The organism is uncultured Paenibacillus sp. (genome assembly GCF_963515335.1).
Lineage (GTDB): Bacteria > Bacillota > Bacilli > Paenibacillales > Paenibacillaceae > Paenibacillus_I.
Window position 1 is genome coordinate 1 of record NZ_CAUPYC010000025.1, and the last position, 20,803, is coordinate 20,803.

General features: G+C 61.0%; 23 protein-coding genes. 5 read left to right on the plus strand and 18 right to left on the minus strand.

Annotated elements, in window-relative coordinates:
• The 5 genes from RWM61_RS09980 to RWM61_RS10000 all read right to left on the minus strand — a co-directional run.
• Nucleotides 1-592: thiamine-phosphate kinase (locus tag RWM61_RS09980; protein WP_314000181.1), on the minus strand; the 592-nt coding region annotated here is incomplete at its 3' end.
• Between the two features lie 181 nt (nt 593-773).
• Entirely contained in the window at nt 774-1,643 is an 870-nt protein-coding gene (locus tag RWM61_RS09985; protein ID WP_314000183.1) for a YitT family protein, read from the minus strand.
• Nucleotides 1,644-1,840: 197 nt separating this feature from the next.
• On the minus strand, nt 1,841-2,407 hold the full coding sequence (locus RWM61_RS09990) for an FAD-dependent oxidoreductase (protein WP_314000186.1): 567 nt from the start codon (nt 2,405-2,407) through the stop codon (nt 1,841-1,843).
• Nucleotides 2,408-2,595: 188 nt separating this feature from the next.
• On the minus strand, nt 2,596-2,796 hold the full coding sequence (locus RWM61_RS09995; protein WP_314000188.1) for an H-type small acid-soluble spore protein: 201 nt from the start codon (nt 2,794-2,796) through the stop codon (nt 2,596-2,598).
• 41 nt (nt 2,797-2,837) lie between these two features.
• On the minus strand, nt 2,838-3,026 hold the full coding sequence (locus tag RWM61_RS10000; RefSeq protein WP_314000192.1) for a hypothetical protein: 189 nt from the start codon (nt 3,024-3,026) through the stop codon (nt 2,838-2,840).
• Nucleotides 3,027-3,157: 131 nt separating this feature from the next.
• Between RWM61_RS10000 and RWM61_RS10005 the strand changes: the two genes are divergently transcribed.
• Genes RWM61_RS10005 through ligD form a run of 3 tightly spaced genes read left to right on the plus strand, consistent with a single transcriptional unit; the run spans nt 3,158 to nt 6,047 of the window.
• Nucleotides 3,158-4,030 (plus strand): Ku protein, encoded by an 873-nt coding sequence (locus RWM61_RS10005; protein WP_314000194.1) that lies wholly within the window; start codon nt 3,158-3,160, stop codon nt 4,028-4,030.
• 30 nt (nt 4,031-4,060) lie between these two features.
• On the plus strand, nt 4,061-5,164 hold the full coding sequence (locus RWM61_RS10010; protein ID WP_314000196.1) for a DNA ligase: 1,104 nt from the start codon (nt 4,061-4,063) through the stop codon (nt 5,162-5,164).
• Nucleotides 5,154-6,047 (plus strand): non-homologous end-joining DNA ligase, encoded by an 894-nt coding sequence (gene ligD / locus RWM61_RS10015; RefSeq protein ID WP_314000199.1) that lies wholly within the window; start codon nt 5,154-5,156, stop codon nt 6,045-6,047. Before RWM61_RS10010 ends, ligD begins: the two co-directional genes overlap by 11 nt.
• A gap of 521 nt (nt 6,048-6,568) precedes the next feature.
• On the opposite strand, the gene cls is transcribed toward ligD, so the two are convergent.
• Nucleotides 6,569-7,996, minus strand: a complete 1,428-nt coding sequence (gene cls, locus RWM61_RS10020; protein ID WP_314000202.1) for a cardiolipin synthase — start codon at nt 7,994-7,996, stop codon at nt 6,569-6,571.
• A gap of 201 nt (nt 7,997-8,197) precedes the next feature.
• Between cls and RWM61_RS10025 the strand changes: the two genes are divergently transcribed.
• A complete protein-coding gene (locus tag RWM61_RS10025) occupies nt 8,198-9,208 on the plus strand; it encodes a M23 family metallopeptidase (RefSeq protein WP_314000204.1) in 1,011 nt (336 codons plus the stop codon).
• A 5-nt stretch (nt 9,209-9,213) separates the two neighbouring features.
• Nucleotides 9,214-9,669: a polymer-forming cytoskeletal protein gene (locus tag RWM61_RS10030; RefSeq protein WP_314000207.1), complete on the plus strand. Its 456-nt coding sequence runs from the start codon at nt 9,214-9,216 to the stop codon at nt 9,667-9,669.
• Between the two features lie 57 nt (nt 9,670-9,726).
• On the opposite strand, the gene ptsP is transcribed toward RWM61_RS10030, so the two are convergent.
• The 12 genes from ptsP to RWM61_RS10090 form a co-directional block, all read right to left on the minus strand.
• Nucleotides 9,727-11,469 (minus strand): phosphoenolpyruvate--protein phosphotransferase, encoded by a 1,743-nt coding sequence (gene ptsP, locus RWM61_RS10035; RefSeq protein WP_314000209.1) that lies wholly within the window; start codon nt 11,467-11,469, stop codon nt 9,727-9,729.
• A 20-nt stretch (nt 11,470-11,489) separates the two neighbouring features.
• Nucleotides 11,490-11,762, minus strand: a complete 273-nt coding sequence (locus tag RWM61_RS10040; RefSeq protein ID WP_314000211.1) for an HPr family phosphocarrier protein — start codon at nt 11,760-11,762, stop codon at nt 11,490-11,492.
• 30 nt (nt 11,763-11,792) lie between these two features.
• Nucleotides 11,793-12,245, minus strand: a complete 453-nt coding sequence (locus tag RWM61_RS10045) for a fructose PTS transporter subunit IIA (RefSeq protein ID WP_314000213.1) — start codon at nt 12,243-12,245, stop codon at nt 11,793-11,795.
• A 38-nt stretch (nt 12,246-12,283) separates the two neighbouring features.
• Nucleotides 12,284-13,663, minus strand: a complete 1,380-nt coding sequence (locus RWM61_RS10050; protein ID WP_314000215.1) for a fructose-specific PTS transporter subunit EIIC — start codon at nt 13,661-13,663, stop codon at nt 12,284-12,286.
• A gap of 14 nt (nt 13,664-13,677) precedes the next feature.
• Complete coding sequence (pfkB, locus tag RWM61_RS10055; protein ID WP_314000217.1) at nt 13,678-14,640, minus strand: 1-phosphofructokinase; 963 nt, start codon at nt 14,638-14,640, stop codon at nt 13,678-13,680.
• Nucleotides 14,637-15,422, minus strand: a complete 786-nt coding sequence (locus tag RWM61_RS10060; RefSeq protein ID WP_314000220.1) for a DeoR/GlpR family DNA-binding transcription regulator — start codon at nt 15,420-15,422, stop codon at nt 14,637-14,639. Before RWM61_RS10060 ends, pfkB begins: the two co-directional genes overlap by 4 nt.
• Nucleotides 15,423-15,931: 509 nt before the next feature.
• Nucleotides 15,932-16,279: a hypothetical protein gene (locus RWM61_RS10065; RefSeq protein ID WP_314000223.1), complete on the minus strand. Its 348-nt coding sequence runs from the start codon at nt 16,277-16,279 to the stop codon at nt 15,932-15,934.
• A 77-nt stretch (nt 16,280-16,356) separates the two neighbouring features.
• Nucleotides 16,357-17,250 carry an inositol monophosphatase family protein gene (locus RWM61_RS10070; protein ID WP_314000225.1) on the minus strand — a complete coding sequence of 298 codons (894 nt, stop codon included), beginning with the start codon at nt 17,248-17,250 and terminating at the stop codon, nt 16,357-16,359.
• A gap of 102 nt (nt 17,251-17,352) precedes the next feature.
• The gene (locus RWM61_RS10075; protein ID WP_314000227.1) at nt 17,353-18,174 is read right to left on the minus strand and encodes a sulfite exporter TauE/SafE family protein; all 822 of its coding nucleotides are present in this window, start codon (nt 18,172-18,174) and stop codon (nt 17,353-17,355) included.
• A 100-nt stretch (nt 18,175-18,274) separates the two neighbouring features.
• On the minus strand, nt 18,275-19,045 hold the full coding sequence (gene fabI / locus RWM61_RS10080) for an enoyl-ACP reductase FabI (RefSeq protein WP_314000229.1): 771 nt from the start codon (nt 19,043-19,045) through the stop codon (nt 18,275-18,277).
• Nucleotides 19,046-19,208: 163 nt separating this feature from the next.
• Complete coding sequence (locus RWM61_RS10085; protein ID WP_314000231.1) at nt 19,209-19,526, minus strand: hypothetical protein; 318 nt, start codon at nt 19,524-19,526, stop codon at nt 19,209-19,211.
• A gap of 154 nt (nt 19,527-19,680) precedes the next feature.
• Nucleotides 19,681-20,796: a D-alanine--D-alanine ligase gene (locus RWM61_RS10090; RefSeq protein WP_314000233.1), complete on the minus strand. Its 1,116-nt coding sequence runs from the start codon at nt 20,794-20,796 to the stop codon at nt 19,681-19,683.
• Nucleotides 20,797-20,803: the final 7 nt, after the last annotated feature.

Here is a 20,803-nt window from a genome sequence, read left to right on the forward strand (position 1 = left end):
CCTCCGCGCTGAGCGGCGCCGCGGTCCGGCCGGCGCCGTCGACGCGAGCCTCAGCCTCCGCATCGTCACGACGGCCCCCGCCCGCCTCGGCGTCGCCTCGCGCCAGGCCGCCTGCGGCGCTCAGCCAATGCAGACCGGCCGCGGACAAGCCGACCGGGCCGGTCACAAACACGGCGTCGCCCGGCCGCGCGCCCGAGCGGCGCAAGTCCCGGCCGGCTTCGACGGTGCCGGCAACCGTCACCGCCACGACCAGATGCGCCGGCGACGACGTCGTATCGCCGCCGATCACCGCGACGCCGTACCGTTCCGCGCACGCGTACAGCCCGTCGTAGAGCCGGCGCATCCGCTCCGGCCCGAACGACGCCGGCACGCTCACCGACACGAGCGCGTGCCGGGGCACGCCGCCCATCGCGGCGATGTCGCTGACGTTCGCCGCCAGCGCCTTGTAGCCGATGTCCTCGTCGTCCATCGTCACGGCGTTGAAATGGACGGTCTCCACCATCGTGTCGACCGCCATCACCCACCGCAGAGCCTCGCCGTCTTCCGCGGCCGGCGTCTCCACCACCGCCGCATCGTCGCCGATGCCGAGCACGACGCCGCGCGAGCGCAGCCATTCGGCGCTTTGCCGGCCCGCCGTCCAGTGGCGGATTCTCGCGAATTCGTCCAGCTTCCGTCGCCTCCCGCACCTGCCGTTGTTCGTCCTTTATTATATCGGTACGGCCCCACGCAAGCAACAAAGCAAAGGCCGGTCCACCCGGGACCGGCCAGCCTGCCTAGTGAATATCCCTTTTCTTGAACCGTCCGCCCTTGACGTCGTGAATGTTGCCGACCGCGAGGAAAGCGGCAGGATCGATCTCCTGCACGATCGATTTCATCTTGGCTTCCTCCAGCCGCGTGATCACGCAGAAAATAACCCGTTTGCTGTCCCCGGTGAACGCCCCTTCGCCGTTCAGGTACGTCACGCCCCGGCCGAGACGGTCCATAATCGCCGCGCCGACCTCCTGCCATTCGTCGCTGATGATCCACACCGACTTCGACTCGTCCAGGCCTTCGATCGTCACGTCGATCGCCTTGAAGGCGATGAAATAGGCGATGATCGAATACATCGCATTGTCCCACCCGAACACGAACCCCGCGGCAAGCAAAATAAAGAAGTTGAAAAACATCACGATCTCGCCGACCGAGAACGGCGTGTTCTTGTTGATCAGAATCGCCACGATTTCCGTACCGTCGAGCGATCCGCCGAACCGAATGACCATCCCCACGCCGACTCCGAGAACGCCGCCGCCGAAAACCGCCGCCAGTATCGGAGACACGGTCAGCGGGTCGACCGGATGCAGCAGAAACGTGCCGACCGACATGACGGCAACGCCGTACAGCGTCGAGATCGCGAACGTTTTGCCGATTTGCTTGTAGCCGAGAATCAGAAACGGAAGATTCAGAATAAAGAGAAAGATACCGAGCCTTACCCCCGTCAGTTCGGACAGCATAATCGAAATGCCGGTAATGCCTCCGTCCACAATCCGGTTCGGAACAAGGAAGATTTCAAGTCCCACGGCCATGAGCACCGCGCCGACCGTTAAGAACACGATCCTCCGCGCGATTTCAAACGCCGATATTTTCTGGTGATGCTGACGCGCCATCGGCCTCTCCCCCCAGGCAAAGCATTTTCTTCTATACTGTAATTTTACCTTAAATTTAACGAAAAATAAATAAAACAGTCCGAATTTTGCCTAAAATCAAGCGCTATCATCGAATATCTCCCGATAGCTTTCCTAAACAAAAAACCGCGGAGCCGCCCCCGGGCAATCCGGAAGCCTCCGCGGTTCGTCAACCGACATTACGACTTCAGCACATCGTGGTCGACATACCGCTCGCCGTTCAGTTCGCTGATCACATTAATCGCAACCTTCGCGCCGTCGCCGGCCGTCACGATCGTGTGGACGCTTACGCCGGCCGCCGTCCCAGCCGCCCAAACGCGGTCAAGGCTCGTCCGTCCCTCGGCGTCGACATCGACGACCGTCTTGATTCTCGGCTCGGCGCCCGCCTTGACGTCGATTCCGCTTGCCTGGGCCAAGTCCGCGAACACACCGGTCGCCACGATGACATGCTGCGCTTCATAGCTGCCGCCGTCCTCCGTCTCGATCCGCACGCCGCCGCCCGTCGATTCCAGCTTCACGGCCTTGCCCTGCTTGAGCTCGGCGCCGAACTTGGCCGCCTGCTTCTTGCCGGTTTCGACCAGCTCGGGTCCGGCGATTTCCGCCACGCCGTAATGGTTCTCGATCCATGCCCGCTTCGTCATGCTCTGATCGCTGTCCAGCAGCAGCGTCTTTTTCCCCGCCTTCGCCGTGAACAGCGCCGCGCTCGCGCCCGCAGGGCCCGCTCCGATTATCGCCACCTCATACATCGTCCGTCACTCCTCGTTCTGGGATGGGATCGTTGCCGATCCTCCCCATTTTAACACGAAAACATAGCGGCTTTCAAAAAGTAAGAATAAAGTCCCGCCGGGAGGCACCCGCCTGAACGAGGCAACCCTACACAAACCCATTGCGCGTGCGGCGCCTCCCGCTGTCCCCTGTAGTCCTTTCAACCCGTTTATCCCCGACGCTCCCGGTGTTCCGGCTCGCTGAGCCGCTCCACCGACACCGTGTGCGTGTTCAGCGGGTCCGATCCGATTTGCACCGTCGCCATTCCGTTGTCCTCGTCGACATTCTCGATCCATACCGACCGTCCCTCCAGATGAACCGGATAGGTGTCTTTCGAGCTGTAAATTTGCATGGCGCGTTCCACGTTCATTTATGTGCGCTCCTTTCTTTTTCCGGCTGACCGGGCGTCCTCTACTGCCGTTCCTTCCGCATCGTTTCCGTCGTCGTATCGTCGATCAATCCGTTCTGCAGCATGACCTGCCCGCCGCCAAGCCCTTCGTTGACCATCCGGTCGATATCCATGTCGAAATCGTCGCGTCCCTCGTGCCGCGCATCCTGCGCCGACGCGCCGGACGACGGGGAATTGCTCGCTTCCGCCATTTCCTAACGCCCCCTTTCATTGTCCGCTCGCTGAAAAATATGCCCTGCCCGGTTGGATTTCATGCATTCGGGGAACGCTGGAGAACAGCACGCATTTATCCGTTAACCCGATCAAAGGAGGCTTCATTCGCATGCATACGGTATGGAAAGGCGCCATCAGCTTCGGCCTCGTCCACGTGCCCGTGAAAATGTTCACCGCCACGGAGGACAAGGACATTTCGATGCGGCTTATCCACAAAACGTGCGGCGGTCCGATCTCGTATGTCCGCCGATGCGCGAACTGCGCGGTCGACGTCTCGTCGGAGGAGATCGCCAAAGGCTACGAATACGACAAAGGCCGGTTCGTGCTGTTTGAGAAAGACGAACTCGAGGCGCTCTCCACCGACGCCACGAAAACGATCTCGATCCTCGATTTCGTGGACCTGCATGAAATCGACCCGATCTACTTCCAAAAGACCTACTATCTGTCACCGGACCAGGCCGGCGGCAACGCCTACAGCCTGCTGCTGGAAGCGATGCGTCAATCCGGCAGGATCGGCATCGCGAAGATTTCCATACGGTCGAAAAGCAGCCTTGCCGCCATCCGCGTCATCGACAACTGCCTGGCGATGGAAACGATTTTCTATCCCGACGAGGTGCGGCCGATCTCGAAAGTGCCGGGGCTGCCCGAGGCCGTCGAGGTCAACGAGCGGGAGCTGGCCATGGCCACGATGCTGATCCGGCAGCTGTCGGCGCCGTTCGATCCTGCCAAATACGAGGACGATTACCGCAAGCGGCTGATGGAGCTGATCCAGGCGAAAATCGCGGGCGAGGACGTGCGGATCGCGCCGGAGCAGCCGCGCACGAACGTCGTCGACCTGATGGCCGCGCTGCAAGCCAGCCTGGAAGCCGTCGGAACGCCGGCCGCGGCCCCGGCGGCGATGACCGAAGGCGACAAGCCGGCCGCGGCGGCCAAGCCGCGCAAAACCGGCGGCAAAAAGAAGGCAAAGGAAACCGTTTCCTGATGCGAATGCTGCGTTTAGGAGGCCGGCACAGTGGCAGGGCTTAAGCGTACGGATGAGGACGGCACAGCGTCGCAGGCATTCCGGACAAACGCGAATGCCGGGTTCGGCAACGAATTGCCCGCCGCCGGCGGCAGCCTTCCGGGGCGGCTCCCGCTGCCTGCCGAGCCGATGTCCCCGATGTTCGACGAACGGCTGCCGGAGGGCGAGGATTGGGTGTACCAGCTGAAATGGGACGGCATCCGGATGCTCGCAAGGCTGGACGGTGCCGGCCGTGCCGAGCTTTATTCCAGACGTATGCTTGACAAGAACGGCACTTACCCCGAGCTTGCCGCCGTGCTGGCGGCGCGATCGGCCGAGCTGGGGCCGTGCGTGCTGGACGGCGAGCTTGTGTACTGGGACGGGGTTCGTCCGAGCTTTCATAAGGTGCTGCGGCGGGAGCGGATGCGCGGTTCCGGAAGGAGCGGCGGGAGCGGTGGGGACGGTACGGGCGGCGAGGGCTTGTTGTACGTGCTTTTCGATCTGCTCCATGACGAGGGCGAGGACCTTCGCGCGATGCCCTACAGCGAGCGGTATGCCCGGCTGCGGCGCAAACTGCCGGAGCCCGGTTTCATGCTGCTCGTGACCGACACGTTCGGAGACGGCGCCGCATTATGGACCTGGGTGAAGGCGAACGGATGGGAAGGCATCGTCAGCAAGCGCAGCGGCTCGCCCTACCGTGAGGGCAAGAAGCACCGGGATTGGCTGAAAAAGAAAACGAAGCTGCTGCTCGATGTGGACATCGTCGGCATCAAGCTGAGGGAAGGCCGGGTGGCAAGCCTTGTGATGGCGATCGAAGGCGAGTACGCCGGAAGCGTCTCGCTCGGCCTGGACGAAGCGATGAGAGAGCTTCTGATGGAGCGGATCGTATCCGAGCGGAGCGATGCCGCCGCGGAGGGAGAAGACGATGCGCCGGGCGGCACGCGAGCCGGCATGCCGTTCCGCTCTCTTCCCGCCGAGCTGAAGAGCGAGAACGTGTATTGGCTCGAGAAACCGTTCGATTGCCGCGTAACCGGCCTCGAAATGACGCCGGCCGGCTTGCTGCGGCATCCGAAGCTGGCCGGATTCGGAAAGGAGTCGGAGACGAATGGCGGTTAAAACGCAAGGTGCGATCACGGTCGCCGGTTCGGAAGTGACGATCAGCAATCCCGACAAGCTGCTGTGGCCGGAAATGGGCATTACCAAGCTGATGTTTCTCGAGCGGTTGATCGAGCTGTCGCCCTATCTGATCAAATATTGCGCCGGCCGCTACCTGACGGTCATCCGTTATCCGAACGGCATCCACGGCAAGTCGTTTTACCAGAAAAATTGTCCGGAGCCGATCCCCGAATTCGTCCGTACCGCCGAGCAGAACGGCATCCGTTATGTCGTGCTCGACTCGCTGCCGACCCTGCTGTGGCTCGGCAATTTGGCGTGCCTGGAATACCATGCCTCCTTCGACCGGATCGGCGAACCGGACAAGCCGACGGAATGGGTGATCGACATCGACCCGTCGCTCGAGGAAGAACCGCGCATTATGGAAGCCGCCTGGCTCGCCGGCGAGCTGCTCCGCTCGCTCGGCATCTCGTCCGTGCCGAAGACGTCGGGCGCGACGGGCGTGCAGATCATCGTGCCGGTACGGCCCGACCTGACGTTCGACGAGCTGCGCGCGATCGGCCGGTTCGTCGGCGAATACCTGTCCCGCACCCATCCGAAGCTGTTCACCGTCGAACGGATGAAGCGGAACCGCGGCGACCTTATCTATTTCGATTACCTGCAGCACTATCAGGGCAAAACGCTGTCCGCGCCCTACACGCCCCGCGCCCGCGCCGCCGCGTCCGTATCGGCGCCGCTCACGTGGGACGAGGTTCGCGCCGACGTCCGCGCGGCCGATTACCACCTGCTCAACATCGGCGAACGGCTGCTGCGTCGCGGCGACCTGCTCGAGCGGGCGCCGGTGCAGAACCTGCGCCCGATCCTGGAGTTTATCCGGAAGAAATAGGTTGCCCCACCGTTCGTTCGACTCGCCGCCGACGCCGACAGCCCCTCAATGATCCGGGCACCGCTGTCTTTCGTGCGGCTTCCATCCTACCTGCCTTCCGTCACCTATCCACCCTCCGCCCGCCGTCCCCCTGCCTGCATGCCGTCGCTTATTCCCCCGCCATCCTCCGGTCGTCGTCCCCCAGCCTGCATGCCGTCGCTTATTCACCGTCACCCTCCGCCCGCCGTCCCCCAGCCTGCGTTCTGCCACTTATCCTCCGGCAACCCGGCGATGAGGTGCATTTTATACACCTTGTTGCTTCGATATCGTGTTATCGCCAACCACGACGTGCAAAATGTGCACCTTAAATCGGCATCTTCAACCGAAAACGCCCGTTTCGTTGAAACGAAGTGCAGGTTTTGCACCTCATATCACGGAAACGGGCTTTTTACACGATCAAGGTGCAGGTTTTGCACTTCGCGGCCAAAGATAGCCTCGCAATAGCATCGCGGCGGCGGCAGCCGCGCACTACAGAGCGGGTACTACAGCAACGGCGCCAGCATCCTCGCCAGCACCTGCCCCGCTTTGCGCCGGAACGGCCGCTTCCGGAACTCCGACAGCGTGATCTCGCGGGAGTTGTCCAGATCGCACATGAAATCGGCCTCCAGCCGCTCCATCGGCTTCCTGTCGAACAGCAGCGCGTTGAGCTCGAAGTTGCTGTAGAAGCTGCGCAGATCCATGTTCGCCGTGCCGACGGAAGCAAGCAGATGGTCGACGAGCACGACTTTCGAGTGAATGAACCCTTTTTGATACCGGAAAATGCGGACCCCCGCCGTCAGCAGCTCCTCCACGAAGGACAGCGACGCGGCCAGCACCACATTCGTATCCGCCACCTGGGGGATGATGATGCGCACATCCACCCCCGACAGCGCGGCGATCCGGAGCGCCATCAGCAGGCTGTCGTCCGGGATGAAATACGGCGTGGCGATGTAAATCCTCGTCTTCGCGACGGACAGCGCGGCAAAAATGCACTCCAGTATTTCCTCCGCCGCGCTGTTCGGTCCGCTGGACACAATCTGCACCTGCTCGTCGCTCCGGCAGTTGTGCTCGGGCAAATAAGCCGGGTCCGACAGCTTTTCCTTCGCCGTAAACCACCAATCCTTCATGAACACCTCCTGCAGAAAATAAACCGCGTCCCCCTCCACCTTCAGATGCGTATCCCTCCAAAAGCCGAGCTTTTTGTGCCTGCCCAAATACTCGTCGCCGATGTTGATGCCGCCCACGAAGCCGACGGTGCCGTCGACGACGACGATTTTCCGGTGATTCCGGTAATTCATCCGCTTCTCGAAAAAGGCAAGACGCGGCGTAAGGAAGCATTCCGTCCGGATTCCCGCCCGTTGAAGCTCTTTTATGTATTGCGAGCTAAGCTCATAGCTGCCCAACCCGTCGTAGATGAGCCGGACCTCGACGCCCTCCTTGGCCTTGCGGATCATCAGTTCCTTGAATTTCTGTCCGATTTCGTCATGACGGATCGTGTAATACTCCAGATGGATATGGTGCTTGGCCCCCTCCATCGCTTCGAGGATGGCGTCGAACGTCGCCTTGCCGTCGGTGAGAATTTCCGTTTTGTTGCAGCCGGTAATCGGGGAGAACGTAAAATTTTGCAGCAGCCGGAACAGCCGCTCCTGATGGGCGAATTCGCCGTTGTGCATGTCCGAAGGCCGGTGGACGAGCTTGCAGCGGCGGAGCGCCGTGAGGCGCATCTCCTCCGGAACGATGCCGCGTTTGCGGATTTTCCGGCGGGTGCTGTATTCCTTCGCGAGGAAATAGTACATCACAAAGCCGATGACCGGAAGCACGAACAAAATGAATAACCATGCGACCGCCTTCGACGGCTGGCGGAATTCCAGCAACAGAATGGTGGCGATTTGAAAAATGAATATGAGCAGTGCGATCGTGGCCCAGATCATCCGGCTCCCCCTCTCCGCTCCCTTTCTATATTAGTTTTACCCAAAAATACTAACCGCATAGGCCTGTCGATTCGTTTTGCTTCATAATGCCCGCGGACGGACTGCCGCAGACGATTCGGCTTTTGTTGTCATCTTTTTCGCGGGACGAGAATAAATAGCTATAGAACGCGTTCAATAAACCCGGCCGGAAGGAGAAGCATGTTGAGCAGAAAGCGAAGTAACCGGTGGTCGCTTATGGTCATCCGCGGCGCCGACAAGCACGTCAAGCAATTCCAGGTGTCGAAGCGCTCCCTTGTGGCCGCTCCGGCCGCGGCCCTGCTTGCCGTATCCGGTTGTTTTGCCGGGCTGCAGCTGCGCTCCGCCTATCGGATCGCCGCGCTCGAGCAGCGGTTGGCCGAGCAGTCGGCCGTCCTCCATTCGACGGTGCAAAGCAAGGACGGCGAGATTCAATCGCTTGAAGAGGAAGTGGCCCGGTTATCCGGCCAATCCGAGGCGATGAAGGCCAAGCTGCGGGACTTAAACGCGCTGGAGGCGAAGCTGAAACGGTTTATCGACACGTACGGCGGGCCGGAAGGGGAAGGATCGGCGGAACCGACGCAACGGGCGGAACCGGAGAATGTCTCCTTGCGCCGCTCGTCCGGACCGGATATGCCTCCTCCGCCTGCATCGGCGACGGCCGGCGCCATGCTCCGCCTGATCGACCGCGGCCAGCCCGATTTCCGCGAGCTGTCCGCCATGCTCGATGCCATGGAGCAGTCCATGGCCTATTCCCTCCGGCAGGCGCGGCTGCGGAAAGCGGAGGCGGACGCCGTGCCGTCCCGCTGGCCGACGAAGTCCCGCAAGCTCACGTCCGGCTTCGGCTATCGCACAGACCCGTTCACCGGACGCTCGGCGTTCCATGCCGGCATCGACATTGCCGGACTCAGCGGCGATCCGGTTTTCGCCGCGGCGGACGGGTTCGTCGAGGAAGCCGGCTATGCGAGAGACAAAGGGAACTATGTCGTGCTGTCCCACCGGAACGGCCTCAAGACGATGTACATGCACCTGAAGCAGGCGGAGGCTGTGAAGGGCGACCGGGTTGTGCGGGGCGAGAAAATCGGCCTGGTCGGCTCAACCGGCCGGAGCACCGGTCCCCATCTGCATTTCGAGATCCTTCAGCAGGATGAGCCGGTCAATCCTTATCGATATTTGCGTTTGGTGAAGGAGGACTAATCACAATGTTCAAGGACAATACGGGCAAGCGGGCAGCCGTTACCGACACGTTGATCGGACAAGGAACGGCCGCGGAGGGCAAGATCGAGTGTGACGCGGGTCTTCGTATCGAAGGGGAATACCGGGGAAAGATCCTCTGCAAGGGGGATGTCGTTATCGGCGAATGCGGCATCGCCCGGGCCGATATCGAGGCGCGCGACGTAACGGTAGCCGGCAAAGTATACGGCGACATCCAGACGAGCGGCCGGCTGACGGTCACTTCCTCGGGCGAGCTGCACGGCAATGTTTCGGCGAAATCGCTCATCATGCAGGATGGCGCCGTGCTGAACGGGCAATGCCATATGGAAAAAGCGTCCGCTCTCCGCCCCGCGGGCGCGCGCGGCGCTTCCGACGACCCGTCTTCCGCCTCGGCAAGCGCCGGCGAGGAACAGACGGAAACGAAGGCGAAGCAAGCCGGTTGAGCCCGTACATATACGTAAAAGCCCCCGTTCCATTCGGGGGCTTTTACGTATTGGAATTTATGCGTTGGCCGCAAACGCGTCAAGCGCCTGGCGAACTTCCTCCGGCGTATCCATGTCGAGCACCCGCTCCACCAACGCTTCGCATGCGGATTTGTCCAAGCCGGCAACCTTCTGCTTGATCGAGGGAATCGCGGACGGCGACATGCTCCACTCATGCAGGCCGAAACCGATGAGCAGCGGAGCGGCCGCGGGGTCTCCCGCCATGCTGCCGCACATCCCCGTCCACTTGCCGTGCTTGACGGAGGCGTCGATGACGTTCTTGATCAAGCGCAGGACGGCCGGATGGAAGTAATCGTACAGGTAGGACACTTTTTCGTTCATCCGGTCGACGGCGACGGTATATTGGACCAGATCGTTCGTGCCGATGCTGAAAAAGTCGGCCTCGCGCGCAAACCGGTCGGCCAACAGCGCCGCGGACGGGATCTCGATCATAATGCCGACCTGCGTCCCTTCGCCTGCAGCCGCGCCTTCCGATACAAGCTGCGCTCTGACCTCTTCATACAGCGCTTTCGCCTCGCGCCACTCTCCCATGCCCGAGATCATCGGGAACATGATATGGACCGGACCGTGCGCGCTTGCCCTGATGATGGCCCTAAGCTGCGTGACGAACAAGTCCTTCCTGTCGAGGCACAGCCGGACGGCCCGATAACCCAGGAACGGATTGAGCTCGTGCGGCAAGCTTAAGTACGGCAGCTCCTTGTCTCCGCCGATATCAAGCGTCCGGATGACGACCGGCCGGCCTTCCATCGCGAGAACGGCAGCCTTGTAGGCTTCGTACTGCGTATTTTCATCCGGCATTTCGCTCCGGCTCATATACAGAAATTCCGTGCGGTACAGGCCGACCCCTTCGGCGCCTTTGCCCGGCAGGCCTTGCGCTTCCTCCGGCGTGCCGATATTGGCCGCCACCTCGATCCGGAAGCCGTCCTTCGTGACCGCCGGCTTGCCCGCGTATTGCTGCAGCGCGCGGTTTTCCTCTTCTTCCTGCCGCTGTTGCCGCTCATACCGGTTGACCGTGGCGGGTTCCGGATACAAAATACAGGTGCCCGTCGAACCGTCAAGTATCAAGCGGTCCCCATGCCCGATTCGGTCCACGCTATTCCCAAGTCCGAGCACCGCTGCGATGCCGAGCGAATTGGCCAGAATGGCCGTGTGGGACGTTTTGCCGCCGACGCGGGTAACGAAACCGAGCACGAACCGCTTGTCGAGCTGCACGGTATCCGACGGGGACAGATCGTCCGCCACGATAATGACCGGCTTGTCGATATCCTCCAGACGGCTGCCGTTATTGCCCGACAGGTGACGGAGCAGCCGGTTCCCGACGTCCCGCACGTCGGCCGCCCGCTCCTGCATATAGGCGTTCGCCATGCCTTCAAAAATACCGGCGACCTGCTTGACGGTGCGGTGCACCGCCGTTTCCGCGTTCCATCTGCCGTCGCGGATCAGCTTTTCCATCGGGGGGTAGAAAGCGGGATCGTTCAGGAAGCCGACCTGCCCCTTCAGAATGCCGGCCTTTTCTTCCCCGAGCGTTTCCGCCGCGCGCTCGATCAGGCCGTTCAGCTCTTCGACGCAGCTCGCTTTCGCCGTTTGAAGCCGATTCAGCTCGCTGTTCGGGTCATCGGTGCTCCGCTCCGCGCTTTCGTCGAACCGGAACGGTTTATAGACGAACGCTTCCCCGATCCGGACGCCCTTGGATACGCCCAAGCCTTGCAGCGGAAGCTCCGCCATTGCCGTCTCTCCCATCTTGCTTCGCCTCCTTCGTCTCAGGCTTCGCCGAAGCCGCTCTCAACCAGCGCCGACAGCTCCTCAATCGCCTGATCCTCATCCGGACCGTCCGCGGAGAGCGTGACAACGGACCCTTTTTCCAGACCGAGCGTCATCAGGTTCAGGATGCTTTTGCCGTCGGCCACATTGTCCGTTCCCTCTGGCTGAAGCGTAATCTTCGATTCGAAGCGGCCCGCCTTCTCGGTAAAAAGCTGCGCCGGCCGGATATGGAAGCCCGCGTCGTTGCGTATCGTCACTTGAATGCTTTTCATCTTGGTTGCCCCTTCCTTGTTCACCCCGGATCAGATCGATCCCAACAGGTCCTTCAGTTCATCCGCGCTCGAAACCTCCATCAAGCGGTTGCGGAACGTCTCGTCGATCAGCTTGCGCGAAATGGCGATCAGGATTTGCAGATGCTCGTTGCTCGCCGCCGCTTCCGGCACCGCGATCAGCAGCACCACCTTGACCGGCTCGCCGTCGAGCGACTGCCACTCGAGCGGCTGCGACAGCTTGGCGAACGCAAGTCCGGCCTTCGTCACGCCCGGCGATTTGCCGTGCGGAATGGCGACGCCGAAGCCGATGCCCGTCGAGCCGTTCGACTCGCGCGTCAGGACGGCGTCGGTGTAAGCCGCTTTGTCGGACAGGCAGCCCGCTTCCTCCAGCCCGTCCGCCAAAGCCTTGATAGCAGCGGTCTTGTCGGCTGCGGACAGCGGGATTTTGATCGATTTTTCGTCAAGCAAGGCAGTAATATTCATTAGGGTTTCCTCCTGTTCGGTCATGCATGATACATGGATTAATCGGCTTGCGGCAATTTTTTCTTCAGAACCATCAGCATAAGCGCCGTTACAATGGTGCCGATCACAATGGCCAGGGCGTACATGCCCACTTGGCCGACGGCGTTCGGAATCAGAAGGACGAATGCGCCGCCGTGAGGTGCCCGAAGCGTTGCGTCAAACAGCATAGATAAGGCGCCCGTTACAGCCGATCCTGCCATGATGGACGGAATAACCCGGAAAGGATCTCCCGCCGCGAACGGAATGGCGCCTTCCGTGATGAACGACAATCCAAGCACGGAAGCCGCTTTGCCGGCATTGCGCTCTTCCTTGGTAAATTTCTTCGGACCGATCAGAGTGGCAAGCCACAGTCCGAGCGGAGGCGTCATGCCGGCCGCCATCACCGCCGCCATCGGACCGTACACCTCGTTCGCAATCAAACCTACCGCAAAGGTGTATGCGGCTTTGTTCAAAGGACCGCCCATATCGAACGCCATCATCGCGCCAAGCAGCAGGCCAAGCAACACCGCGTTGGCGGAACCGATGGATGTCAGCCAGTTCGTCAACCCGTCCATAATGGCTTTAACCGGTTCGCCGACGACATAAATCATCAGCAAGCCGACAACCGCGGAAGCGAGCAGCGGAATAAGAAGGATAGGCTTCAAGCCCTCAAGGTTTCTCGGCATTTTGATGTAATCCCGCAGCCATCTCGCCGCATAACCCGCGATGAAACCGGAGATGATGCCGCCGATAAAGCCGGCGCCCGTCTGGGAAGCGAGCATGCCGCCGATCAAACCGGGCGCAAGACCGGGCTTCTCGGCGATCGAGAACGCGATGAAGCCGGACAGGATCGGCACCATCAGGGCGAAAGCGGCCCCGCCTCCGATGCTCATCAGAGCGGCGGCCAGCGTACCCTCTTCTTCGAACGCCTTGATGCCGAATACGAACGACAGCGCGATGAGAAGACCGCCGGCGACGACCAGAGGAAGCATGTGCGACACGCCTGTCATCAAATGCTTGTAAGGACCCGAGCGCGCCGCGCTGCGGTTAGCTTTGCTCTGCTCCACTTGTTTCATGTATGCATCCGCGGAAGCGGGTTCCAGCGCAAGCGCTTGCTCGAGCAGGCCGTTCGGATTTTTGATCGCTTGCGCGACCGGCACCTTCACGACCGGCTTTCCTTCGAATCGTCCTTCCAGCACATCCGTATCCGCGGCTACGATGATCGCATGCGCTTCGGCAATCTCCGCGTCGGTGAATTCATTCTCTACCCCGACCGCGCCGCGCGTTTCCACCTTGATCGGGATGTCTTTGTCTTTCGCCGCTTTCAGGAGCGACTCCGCAGCCATGTACGTATGGGCCACGCCGGTCGGGCAAGCGGTTACCGCAAGAATCTTCTTCATGGACTTTTTCCTCCTTATAGACGGTTTAAGGCCGGCTCTGTAATGGTGACCGCGTTCAACATCGCTCTTACTTCTTCCAATCCGCATACCTCGGTTCCCGGCTTGGAAGCCGTCACCGTTCCCGCCGCCGAGGACCAGCGGGCTGTTTCCTCCAAGGTCTTGCCGTGCAGCATACCGTACACGATTGCGGCAACCATCGAATCGCCCGCGCCGACCGTGCTGAGCGGCGTAATCGGAGCCGGATAGGCGCGAAACGCTTCTTCCGCGCTCACGACCAGCGAGCCTTTGCCGCCCATGGATACCGCTACCAGCTTGATCCCTTTGGCGATCAGGCTCCGCGCTGCCCGGACAATCGCCTCGTCGCTGTCAAGCGTCCGGCCGAGCAACGCTTCCAGCTCATGAATGTTCGGCTTGACGGCGTAGGGCGCAGCCTCGATGCCGATTCGGAACGCCTCGCCGTCCGCGTCCAGCACCGCCCGCACACCGTGCTCGTTCGCGATTGCGATTAATGTCCGGTAAAAATCCGGCGGCGCGCCCTGGGGCAGACTGCCGGCCAGCACGACGGCGGAGGCGGAAGCGGCCTCTTCGCGGAAGCGGGCGCAGAACCGGTCAAGCAACGCGCCGTCCACCGTAAAGCCTTTTTCATTGAGCTCGGTCGTCTGTTGGGTGGACCGGTCGACGACCTTCAGATTGGTCCTCGTCTCGCCGTCCGTTTGCACGAACCCGTTCCGGATGCCGAGCGATTTCAGCTTTTCGGCGATGATGCCGCCTTGATGACCTGCCAGAATGCCGCAGGCCGTCACCTCCGTCTCGAATCGTTTAAGCACCTTGGCGACGTTGATGCCTTTGCCGCCCGCATCGGTACGCATCTCTTGAATCCGGTTCAACCCGCCGTACTCGAACTGTTCGATCGTGACGGTTTTGTCGAGCGCCGGGTTAAGCGTAACCGTAATGACTGGCGATGCTGAATCCGTCATGCTTCATCACTTCCCGCTCTAGTTAGTGTGACGTCGATCCCCGCTTCCTCCAGCTGCCGGGCGGCGCCGGACGACAAGCCGTCGTCGACGATGACTTGGTCGATTTCCGACAGATCGGCTACCTTCGCGAACGAGACGGTGCCGAACTTGCTGTGATCGGCCAAGAGCGTGACATGGGCGGCGGACAAGATCATCTGCTTCTTGACGGCGGCCTCCACCATGTTCGGTGTGGTCAGGCCCGCGTTGATGTCCAGGCCGTTGGTGGCCATGAACGCTTTGTTGACGCGTATGGCGGCAATCGCCTTTTCCGCCAGCGGACCGACCATAGCCAACGTCTCTTGCCTTAGTATGCCCCCGGTCAGAATTAACTCGATTTCCTTGCGGCCCGCCAGTTCCTCCGCCGCCATCAACGAGTTCGTGACGACCGTCAGTCGGCTGAAGCCCTTCAGCAGCTTGGCCACATAGAAAGTGGTCGTTCCCGAATCGAGCAGCAGGCTGTCTCCGTCCCTAACGGTCGCAACTGCCGCTTTGGCGACGGCCTCCTTCTGGGCGCGGTACCGGTCTTCCTTCTCGGAGAAAGGCGGTTCCGCGTTATCGTCCCGAAACGCTACCGCTCCGCCGTGCGTCCGCCGCAGCTCGCCCGCTTCCTCCAGCCCTTTCAAATCTCTTCTGACGGTCGATTCCGACACGCCGAAGCTCTGGGCCAGCTCTTGAACGGAAGCACGTTTATGCGTTTGGATATAGTCGACAATTTTCTGCTTGCGCTCTTCTTCGAACAGCATATCCGGCCACCTTTCAGTAAACGCTTTCCATCTCCCGCTCATATTTGATTGATAACTGTTCAATAACCGTGGGATGCGCCCAACTTTTTTGCTCGTTTGTGATTATATATGATTGTTTATAAACTGTAAAGCGTTTTACGCACAACCTATGAGCTTATATGCGCACAAATAAGCATGCAATATCGGTTTTCAGCTGAAGCGCGGAATCCGCCGCGGCCGGGCGACCGCGTCTCTGCCGGATATCTTTCGACGTCCCGCCGCTCGATGGTGCGCCGGGACACTTGCAGCTGCCCGCGAGCCATCCGCCCACCCCTCTAAGGTGCGCGCCGGTAGATGGCGGGGAGGGGTCGCGCCGTTAGCGGCATGCCGTTCCGCTTTCCGTACGAAAATGGGTGAGGGGGCTTGGCCCCTCTCTCGTCCGCCCCGCCCGGACTCGCATAGTGAGACAATGCGAGCTTCTGGACACGCCGCCACGCAAAAAGGCGGCTTTCGCCGCCTGCCGCCTTTCGCTATTCTTCTTCCGCTTTGTTTAATCCTGCATCCGCCCGTGGATCCGCCTCCGCTGCCGCCCCGTGGGCCGGACCCGCCGCGCCGCCGCGCCGCCCGGCCGACGCGTACTTGTCGTAACGCCCGTCCAACTCCTTGGCTATGGAACGGTACAGCTTCGTTTCCTCCACAATCGGATCGCTGGCCGTCTGAATCCGGATCTCGTATTTCGGCGACAGCCGCGCCCTGACGATCCGTTCCTTGTCCCCGGCCTCCAAAGGCCCGTCCGTCAACCGGTCCGCCAATTCCTTCTCCAATTCATCCGCCGGTTTGCGGCGATCGCCATCGTCATTGCCGCCGTTTAGGTCCACGCGACTCACTTCCTTCCCGTCGTCTCACGTTCCGGTTGTAGTATCCGAGTGTCCGATCCACGTTATGCGTTCACATGTCATTCGCCGTGCTTGAACGGCGTCCCCGTTCCCGGCTCTCCCTCCGACTCCGCGCTTTGAAGCACCTGCAGCAGCTCGTCGTGAATATGGCCGTTGGTCGCCACGACATTGCGCACGCCGAGATGATACGGCTCCCCCTTCATATCCGTGACGCGGCCGCCCGATTCCTGGATGAGCAAATACCCGGCCGCCATATCCCACGCATTCAGCCCGACTTCCCAGAACGCGCTGAGGCGCCCCGCCGCGACATAGGCCAGGTGCAGCGCCGCCGAGCCGTTCGACCGCACATTCCGCACCTTCGGCACGACTGCCAGCAGCTGGCGCATGTTGAGCGGCAGCGCGGCGCCGCCATACGGCGGAAAGCCGGTGGCGACGAGGCTTTCGCGCAGAACGGCATCCGGCGAAACCCGCATCCGTTTGCCGTGTACATACGCGCCTTTGCCCTTCTCCGCGATGAACAGCTCGTCACGCGAGGGGTCGTAGACGACGCCGAGAATGACTTCGCCTTTGCAGGCCAACGCGATCGAGACGCAGAAAAACGGAAAACCGTGCACGAAATTGGTCGTGCCGTCGATCGGATCGACAATCCATAAATATTCCGCATCCATCACGTCCCGCAGCGCCGCCGACGACGCTTCCGGCCCCGGCTCCACGCCTTCCTCGCCGAGGAAGGAATGATCCGGGAAATGGGTCATGATCAAATTCCGGATCATGGTTTCGGCGCCTTTATCGACCTCAGTTACAAGATCGCCGGGCGAGCTTTTTATGTTCAGGCTCGTAAAGCCCCCTAATTTCGTCTTGATCCACTCGCCCGCTTTGGACGCGCTGTTGATCGCCACCGCGGCGAAGCTTTTCCGGCCGACGATCGGCTCGATTCTTGAATCGCTCACCATTATCACACTACTTTCCTTTCGCGATATCCAAGCCCTTCCAATCCTTGCTAATATACGCTTCCGTCAGGAGGAAAGTTTCGCTTTTTGCCTACCCGCCCGCGCCTAAATGTCTGCCAAGCCCTCGACAACCAGACGCGCCGCCAACAGGATGAGCGTCACACGCAGCAGCCAGAGCAGCGCCTTGCCGGACATTCGGCCCGCGATCGCGGCGCCGACTGTGCCGCCGATCCAGGCTCCCGGCGCAAGCGCCAGCACGAGCAGCCAGTCCGTTTCGCCCATCGCGGCGTGAACCCCGGTGCCGAGTATCGACGACAGGAAAATGACGAACATCGAGGTCGCCGTCGCCACATGGGGCGGGAAGCGGAACAGCAGCACCATAACCGGAACGAAAAGCGAGCCGCCGCCGATGCCGAACAGCCCCGAGACGAGCCCGACCGCAAAACCGATCAACAGCCCCGGCAGCATCGAAAAGCCGTACTCATGCTCCACGCCCTGCGCGTCGACAAACGTTCGGCTGATCGGCCACCTGCGCGCAGAAGGGCGCATATAATCCCGGGCGACAAGCAGCCCCGCCATCAGCAGCATGAAGCCGCCGAACACCAGCGAGAAAATGCCGCCCTGGAACTTGCTCGTGAGCGCCGATCCGGCCATCGCGGCCGGCCCGCTTGTCATGAAGAGCAGCCAGCCGATTCTGAAATCGACCCGCTTCCGCTTCATGTACGACAAGGTGGACGAGAGCGCCGTGACGATCAATACCGCAAGCGAGGTGCCCACGGCCGTCGCAGGATCGATCGCACCGCCGGTAAGCTCGGGCCCGAGCAAGATGAGCATGGGCACAATAATGATACCGCCGCCAAGCCCCACCATGCTGCCGAACACCGCGGCGATCAAGCCGAGCGCCGCAAGTCCGATGATTTCCCACATGCTGCAATGCCTTCCTTCCGGCCGCCACTTCCGTTAGCATGACCTCATGTTGTGAAAAACACCGCCTGGTTCCCCGGGCGGTGTGCGAACGATCGCGGCTCTATACGCCGATGATATGATAGCCGTTATCCACGTAGATCACTTCGCCGGTAATGCCGCGCGACAGCCGGCTCATGAGGAACATCGCCGTATCGCCCACTTCCGCGGCTTCCGTCGTGCGGCGCAGCGGCGCTTTTTCTTCCACCTGGCGGAGAATCGAGTTGAAGTCCTTGATGCCTTTGGCCGCAAGCGTACGGATCGGCCCGGCGGAAATCGCGTTGACCCGCACGTTGAACTGGCCGAGGTCCGCCGCCAGATAACGGACGGAAGCCTCCAGCGCCGCCTTCGCCACGCCCATGACGTTGTAATTGCGAAGCGCGCGCTCCGCGCCGAGGTAGGTCATCGTCATGATGCTGCCGCCTTCGGTCATCAGCGGATACAGGCGCTGAGCCACCGCGGTAAGGGAATAGGCGCTGATGTCGTGCGCCAGCGCGAACCCCGCGCGGGACGTGTCGACGAACATCCCTTCCAGCTCCTCGGTTTTGGCGAATGCGATGCTGTGAACGATGCCGTGCAGGACGCCGAAGCTGTCCTTCAGCTTGCCGGCCAGCGCATCGATATCTTCATCCACCGTGACGTTGCACGGCAGCACGATCGAGCCGGGAATCGTATCCGCCAGCTTGGCCACCCGTTCTTCCACCCGTTCGCTTTCGTATGTAAAGGCCAATTTTGCGCCTTGGGCCGCCAGCGATTGGGCGATGGCCCAAGCGATGCTGCGGTCGTTCGCCACACCCATGACGACGATATTATTGCCGTTCAACAATCCGCTCATTTCGGTTATCTCCTCCTTGGAAATCCTGCAATGGTTCTCCTCATTCCGGCGGTGCGCCCATGGAAACGAATGCTTCCTTTGTCCAAGGTAATCCATTTCCGGTCCGAATTCAAGAGTATTCTTGCGCCAGGGTTGTCCAATATGAAAAGTGCGCAACGGACGATCACGCCCGTTCACCGAAAAACATCTCGTGCGCCAGCGCCGACTGCACGCGCGCTTCCTCCTCGGACAGCCTGCGGACCAGCTCCATCTCCACCTGCGTGATTTCCTCGCCCTGGAAGTTGATCTCCGCAATGGAAGCAACAATTTTGACAATGGCGATCGCTTCATTATTCGGCGTATAGGCGATGACCTTCTGCCCGGTTGGAAAAACGCGGAAGCCGCTCTTCACCATTTTGCCGCGCCCGTACTCCAGCAGCTCGTACAGCTCCTGCTGCGATTTGAATTTGCAAACGGAATTGAATTCGGTCGCAAAGCCCATTTTCCACAAGCCTCCTTCTCATTTTCCGCAACTTTACTCAAGCATCCAGCTTGCTTCGCTTGCATCCCCGGGAATCGGGCCCCGCCGCATTGGGATGTAAAAACCGGATGCAGCGTGAGCGCTAATCATCCGGTTCATGAGCGGCCGGCTGTCCTTACTCCGAACCGCCGCCGGTATAGTCGATGCGCTGCTTCTCGGCATGCCGCTCAAGGGCCAGTTGGATCAATTTATCGAGCAGCTCGCGGTATGGCAAGCCGGTTTCCTTCCACATCAAGGGGTACATGCTGAACGGCGTAAAGCCCGGCATTGTATTCACTTCATTGATCAGAAGCTGTCCGTCGGACCGCCGCATGAAAAAGTCGACGCGCGACAAGCCCGACCCGTCGATCGCCAGGAAAGCGCGGACCGCCATCTCGCGGACCGCTTCGGCCGTCTCGGCCGGGATGTCTGCGGGAATCTGCATGCGCGACTTCCCGTCGGTATATTTCGCTTTGTAATCATAAAAGTCGTTGGAGGACACGACCTCCCCCGGCACGGAAGCGCGGGGCTCGTCGTTGCCGAGCACGCTGACCTCGATCTCGCGGGCGTCGACGAATTCCTCCACGATCACCTTGCGGTCATAGCGGAACGCGAGCGCCACGGCCGCTTCCAGTTCCTCGCGGTTGCGGGCTTTGGAAATGCCGACGCTCGATCCGAGGTTGGCCGGCTTCACGAAGCACGGATACCCGAGCGCGACTTCAATCTCCATAATGAAAAAGTGCGGATCCTTCTCCCACTGGGTGCGGTTAAAATGGCGGTATATGCACTGGGGCAGCCCTTCCTGGGCAAATACCTTTTTCATCAACACTTTGTCCATGCCGACGGCGGAGGCGAGCACGCCCGCTCCCACATACGGGACGTTCGCCATCTCGAACAGTCCCTGGATCGTGCCGTCTTCCCCGAACGTGCCGTGCAGCAGCGGGAACATGACGTCGATTTGCCGGTCGGCCTCATCCACGGCGGCGGGGGCCGCCATCCCTTGGAACACGGGCATCAGCGCGCTGCCGGTATCGCCTTCCGCGCCGCCGAATTGCAGCTGGGCCACTTCCGCGGGAGCGGCGAGCAGCGTTTGCCCGGCATGCCACCCGCCCTGCTTCGTTATGTAGAACGGCTTGATTTCGTATTTATCGTAATCGAAGGCTTTCATGACCGCCAGCGCGGTCTGGAGCGACACCTCATGCTCGCCCGATTTGCCTCCGTACAGCAGCCCAACCCGAATCTTCTCACCCATGAATGTT